This is a genomic window from Mesorhizobium sp. M1182 (assembly GCF_040318335.1).
In the GTDB taxonomy this organism is placed as follows: domain Bacteria; phylum Pseudomonadota; class Alphaproteobacteria; order Rhizobiales; family Rhizobiaceae; genus Mesorhizobium.
On record NZ_JAMYMD010000077.1, the window covers coordinates 1 to 995 of the forward strand.

Here is a 995-nt window from a genome sequence, read left to right on the forward strand (position 1 = left end):
ATCCACTGCGCCAGGTCGCGTTTGACCTCGGCAAGGTCGCGCCGGTCGTAGAACCATCTGAGCTCCATCAGGCAATCGTCGTCGATCTTGCGCGGCACGTAGTCGAGCGCGTTTCTGAGGAAGTGCACGTAGCAGCGCTGCCAGACCGCCTCGGGCAGCACTTCGCGGATTGCCGCCGGCGAGCCCGCTTGAGCTCTGTCACGAACTCGCGCCGCTGTAGAGCGGGATTGAGATAATTGCTTTCGGTTATCCCGGTAAGCCTCATGGGAGCCGGTCTAGGGCCTCCGCAACTTTTACTCTCAGTTGTGCTTCGTCAACATAGAATCTAGGATTCTCTCTAATCAAGCTGATATCGGAAGTGTATGAGTCAATGTCAGCAAAGATCTCATCTATCACCTTAAACTCCTGCTCTGGGATGGCTCGCGTCTCATCCTTAAATTTCTTTAAGTAAATTTCTACCAACTTAGGAGCATCTATTTCCCTTGCGAGAAAGGTTTCAACCAACGCACGATATTCGCCAGATACGCTGCTCATAGTCCGCCTCCCAGTTTTCCGGTCGTCAAGACATATTCTAACTGCTTGGGACTGAGCTTCCATCCAGACAGGAGATTTCCTGAACTATCGCGAATGACATTCAAGCCGGTTTGCGGGTCGACGAAGTGCGTTACTGATTGCCCTTGATAAGCTCCTTGGATGGCCTGCGTCATCTCGGCCTCCAAAGCCTCCTGCACCACAATCTGCAAGACCTTGCGAAAGCCGTCCTCATCCGACGACAGCAACGCTTTCAACTCGCCCTCTGCTCAGTCTAATTTCTCGATTGGTCATGGCACTCCCCTTCCACGGGAATAGGTAGTCGAAACGTCACCAGCGTGCCATGGCAGCTCGCCCCTCAGAGCAAGCCCCGTTCTCTTCTCCAAAACTTTTTGCAGAACCTTCAGCACATCTGTGGACGCCCCCGTGAGCGCAAGAAGAATCTTCGAAAGGCAGTATAGCGG

Annotated in this window: 2 protein-coding genes and 1 pseudogene; all 3 read right to left on the minus strand. The window is 53.4% G+C overall.

The window, feature by feature from the left end:
• Positions 1-188: pseudogene (locus NKH33_RS33110) on the minus strand (transposase); the annotation flags it as partial.
• Between the two features lie 73 nt (positions 189-261).
• A complete protein-coding gene (locus NKH33_RS33115) occupies positions 262-534 on the minus strand; it encodes a colicin immunity domain-containing protein (protein WP_352474379.1) in 273 nt (90 codons plus the stop codon).
• A complete protein-coding gene (locus tag NKH33_RS33120) occupies positions 531-788 on the minus strand; it encodes a colicin D domain-containing protein (protein WP_352474380.1) in 258 nt (85 codons plus the stop codon). Before NKH33_RS33120 ends, NKH33_RS33115 begins: the two co-directional genes overlap by 4 nt.
• Positions 789-995: the final 207 nt, after the last annotated feature.

Coding starts and splice junctions, on each gene's coding strand:
- NKH33_RS33115 (WP_352474379.1), bottom strand. CDS start 534: ATGAGCAGCGTATCTGGCGAATATCGTGCGTTGGTTGAAACCTTTCTC.